Origin of the sequence: Hymenobacter crusticola (assembly GCF_002154225.1) — a bacterium.
Taxonomy (GTDB): domain Bacteria; phylum Bacteroidota; class Bacteroidia; order Cytophagales; family Hymenobacteraceae; genus Hymenobacter; species Hymenobacter crusticola.
In genome coordinates, this window is record NZ_MTSE01000075.1 from 1 (window position 1) to 4,296 (window position 4,296).

3 protein-coding genes and 1 pseudogene are annotated in these 4,296 nt (G+C 59.0%); all 4 read left to right on the plus strand.

The window, feature by feature from the left end:
* On the plus strand, positions 1-398 hold a 398-nt coding region (locus BXP70_RS28745), incomplete at its 5' end, for a DUF4249 family protein (protein WP_143436781.1).
* A gap of 1 nt (position 399) precedes the next feature.
* Complete coding sequence (locus tag BXP70_RS28750; RefSeq protein WP_179197895.1) at positions 400-2,826, plus strand: TonB-dependent receptor; 2,427 nt, start codon at positions 400-402, stop codon at positions 2,824-2,826.
* A gap of 30 nt (positions 2,827-2,856) precedes the next feature.
* Complete coding sequence (locus BXP70_RS28755) at positions 2,857-3,591, plus strand: hypothetical protein (RefSeq protein WP_086597568.1); 735 nt, start codon at positions 2,857-2,859, stop codon at positions 3,589-3,591.
* 437 nt (positions 3,592-4,028) lie between these two features.
* Positions 4,029-4,296 (plus strand): annotated as a pseudogene (locus BXP70_RS28760) (transposase); the annotation flags it as partial.

A 4,296-nucleotide genomic window follows, 5' to 3' on the forward strand; every position in this document is an offset into this window, starting at 1 on the left:
CCCAGGGAAACGCGGCACTTGCCGCCGAGGATGATCGCCAGTTCAATCCGCGCTCCTTGGTTTTTTCCGACCAGCTCTTTAATGGGCGAGCCTTCGAACTACGGGCGTCTTTTCTCTCCCATGGGTATGGTGCTGGCGGCACTCGGAATGGACAAGTTATTAATCCTACCCTCTCCGGCAAGCTGTATCTGGTGCTGCGCTCGGTAAGTCGCTCGTACTATCAGTATCGTAAAAGCTGGACCCGGCACCTCTATAATCAAGGCACAAAAGGGGAGGGCTATGACCTGAATCAGCTGTTGTTTCTGGGCGATCCATCGCCGATGTACTCGAATGTGGCGGGAGGCTACGGTGTCGTGGCTGGTTACGCGCAACAAGCCATGCAGTTACCCGTGCGTTAGGATGGCTCACCTGGCTGCTGCTTGCTCCGTACTCATCGCCGCCCTAGGGCTCGGGGTGGGCATTCGACCCTGTCCCTGTCAGGCGCAACAACGCCGCATCACGTTCAGCGGCTATGTACGGGATGCCCGCACCGGAGAGAAGCTGTTAGGGGCCTCCGTCTATGGCGCCGGGGGATCGTTCGGGACGACCACCAACGCCGCTGGCTTTTATTCCCTGACCTTACCCGAACAAGATTCCGTGCAGTTGAACGCCAGCTACCTAGGCTACCAGCGGGCGCGGGTGACGCTTTCCGCTCGTCAACCCCAGGAACAATCCTTTGCCCTGATGACGGCCAACCAGTTGAGGGAAGTGCAGGTGCAGGGTTCCGCAGAAGCCCCGCTTGAACGGCGTGTTACCATGAGTACCCTGCGCATTCCAGTAGCCCAGCTGCGTAAACTCCCGGCCCTCTTGGGAGAACCCGACGTGTTACGCTCCTTTCAATTAATGCCAGGTGTGCAGAGTGGCCGCGAAGGCAGTGGGGCCTTGTACGTGCGTGGGGGCTCGCCGGATCAGAATCTGACGTTACTCGATGACGTGCCCCTGTACTATGTGAGCCACCTTGGCGGGTTTCTCTCCGTCTTTGATGCCCATGCCATCAGTGACATTCAGTTGATCAAGGGCGGTTTTCCGGCCCGTTACGGGGGACGGCTCTCCTCGGTACTGGATGTCCGGCTCAAAGAAGGCAATCAGCACAAGCTCAGCGGTAACGCAGGTATTGGGGTGCTGGCCACGCACGTCTCGTTGGAAGGACCGCTTCGGCCGGGCAAGACTACGTTCGTGCTCTCCGTCCGGCGCGGGAACCTGGATTTGTTCTCGCGCGTAGCTAGTCGGCTATCCTCGGAGGGTAACAGCGTAGTGGGCTATTCCTTCTACGATGCCAGCCTGAAGGTCAGTCACCAGCTTTCGGCCAAAGACCAGCTCTTTGCCGCTGCTTATTTGGGAGGTGACCGGCTCTTTGTCACGCAGGAGCCTCAAACGATCACCAATGCTCAAGGCGCGTTGCGCACGCAAGGGGCCACGAACCTGCGCTATGGCAATGCCTTGGCCTCCTTGCGCTGGAACCGCCAGTTCTCCGCGCAGCTATTCGGCAACACGACGCTGGCCTATACCCGCTTCCACTACGAAAACGAGCAGCGCTACCAAGCCCAGGATACCTCCCCAGGCGGACGAAGTGAAAAGAGCCAGGCCGCGTTTACCTCCGGCGTGCAGGAGGTGCAACTGAAAACGGACTTCGAGTATTCTCCCAGTACCGTTCACCAGTTCCGGTTTGGCGGCACCCTGATTCACCATGCCTTCACGCCAGGTGTCAATTCTTTTACCACGCGCTCGAATGTCACGGCACTGGATACGGCCTTCGGCAGTCAACGCGTCGGCGCGCAGGAGTTTGCCCTCTACGCGGAAGACGAGCTGCACCTGGGTGCCCGGCTCGCAGGGAACGTGGGCGTACGCGCCGTGGCCTACCGGGTAGGTGGACACGTGTTCACCAGTAGGCAGCCGCGGGTGCTCGGCACCTATCAACTCGGGGATCATACGGCAGTCAAGGCCTCCTGGGCCACCATGCAGCAGTACCTGCACCTGCTCTCCAACAATGGGGCCGGGCTACCCACGGACCTGTGGGTGCCCGCCACGAAGCGTGTAGCGCCGCAACGGGCGCAGCAAGGAGCCATCGGAATAGCACACACCTTGGCGCACTGGGGATTGGAAGTAAGCGTCGAGGCATTCTACAAACGCTTACGCGAGCTAATCGAATTTCGGGAGGGGGCGACCTTCTACAACAGTTCCCAAGACTGGCAGCAGAAGGTCGTTACAGGTGGGCACGGCCGGGTACAGGGCCTCGAGGTGCTGGTGCAACGCAAAACCGGCCGCTTGACGGGTTGGGTCGGGTACACCCTGGCTCGCAACGAGCGCCAGTTCACCGGGCTTAACCAAGGCCAGTGGTATCCCTACAAATTTGACCGGCGGCACGATGCCTCCGTGGTGCTGCTCTATACCCTGCGGCCCGGCATTACCCTAGCTGCTACTTGGGTGTACGGTACCGGCAACGCGCTCACGCTCGCTCAGGCCACCTACAGCGTCATCGAGCAAAGCTATGGCTACGACCTGCCCTCAAACCTGGCGGCGGACCGCTACTTCTACCGGGAAGCCGAGGTGTACGGAGCCAAAAATAGTTACCGCCTGCGAGCGTATCACCGGCTGGATATCGGGGCCACCTTTAGCAAGTCAGTTGAACACGGGGAGCGCACCTGGCGCGTCGGGGCCTACAATGCCTACAGCCGTCATAACCCCTACTATATCTACTACAGTCTGGACCAGAGCAAGCAGAAGCAGTTGTATCAATTCAGCCTGTTTCCTCTTCTACCGGCGATTAGCTACGAGCGCAGTTTTTAACCCCTTTTGGTTTTCTCTTACCGGCTTTCGATGATGTGCTTTTACCAATCTTTTCTGCTGGCCAGTAGTGGACTGGGCGTAGCCGTAAGCTGCCACGCGCAACCGACGACTATACTCAACAAGCCGGCTACTCTTCCCACCTATTGGGGCCTGCGAGCCGATATTGGGGCTGCCTCCTTTGCCGTGGCACCACTCAACACGTTTTTCGCGGCCATCACGCCGGCACGGCTTCCGTCGGCAGGGGCCAGTACCAGCCTGCACCTGCTCGCCAGCAATGCCGTCTTTGGCTACGGCTCGCTCTATTACGAGCATGCCCTCACCACGCCGGACCAGCTGGCCGTTACGCCTACGTTCTCACTAGAGGCGCACACGTTAGGCTTCGCCTTACACAAGGTCTTAGTGGATAAACGCGTGAAAGTCGTGCTCCCTAGCCTGGGGGCCGGCTACCGCCTGTTGAATCTGACCTACAATCGCAATGGGTCGGCCATCACCTCCTTGGATAGCTTATGGCAACGTCCGGGTTCGTTTACTTTGCGCGCGCGCGCCACCGTCGTTCAGGGAGGCGCGGGGATCTACTATACTTTCCGTGCTGTGCCCTGGCTGAGCCAGGGCGAGCTGGACATCGGACTGGCCGGGGCCTATGCGTACACGTTTGAGCAGGGCGCCTGGTTCTTGCTCGGCACGCAAACCGCCGTTCCTGTCCCTCGGCAACGGCTGGATTCCTATACGATCAACCTATCGCTGAGCGTGCTGCTAAATCGCTGAAATAACGGAGTAGACGCAGGCCTTACTAGGCAAGGAAGCCAGTAGTAGCGCTTGGCGGACCCAGCTGGTCAATGACTTACGTACTTTTCCTACTTGGGGCAGTTTGGGGAAGGGTGGCGTGATACAGAGCGATTTTGTCTGCAACGGTTCGTAGTCCTGCTCACTTTCTAGCTCAGCGGGGCTTGCCTCATTGAGTGGGCGGAGCATCTATTTCAAAGGGGTAGGGTTGGACACCTTACAACAGTCCGTGGCTGTTGCAGAAATAGTAGCTGGGTGCTGGGTGCTTTCGTAGAGAGAAGATGCAAGGCAAGAAGCAGTTCACCGATCAAGTGGTCACCCACTTCCGGCTCTCGGAACGGGTACCTGCCCACAACTTCTATCGTCGACTCGACGCGTTACTCGACTTCGGGTTTCTNACCGATCAGCTCGTCACGCACTTCCGGCTCTCGGAGCGGGTACCCGCGCATAACTTCTACCGCCGACTCGACGCGTTACTCGACTTCGGGTTTCTCTACGAGGCCACGCGCGAGCTCTACAGCCACACGGGGCAGCCTTCTCTTGATCCGGTCGTGTTCTTCAAACTGGTGCTCATCGGCTACTTGGAAAACATTACCAGCGACCGCCGCCTGCTGGAGCACTGTGCGATGCGGCTAGACTTGCTCTACTTTCTGGGTTACGAGCTCGACGAAGCCCTGCCCTGGCACT

What these genes read in the sequence shown, in the direction of transcription:
- BXP70_RS28750 (WP_179197895.1), top strand. Translation starts at nt 400, where the DNA reads ATGGCTCACCTGGCTGCTGCTTGCTCCGTACTCATCGCCGCCCTAGGG.
- BXP70_RS28755 (WP_086597568.1), top strand. Translation starts at nt 2,857, where the DNA reads ATGATGTGCTTTTACCAATCTTTTCTGCTGGCCAGTAGTGGACTGGGC.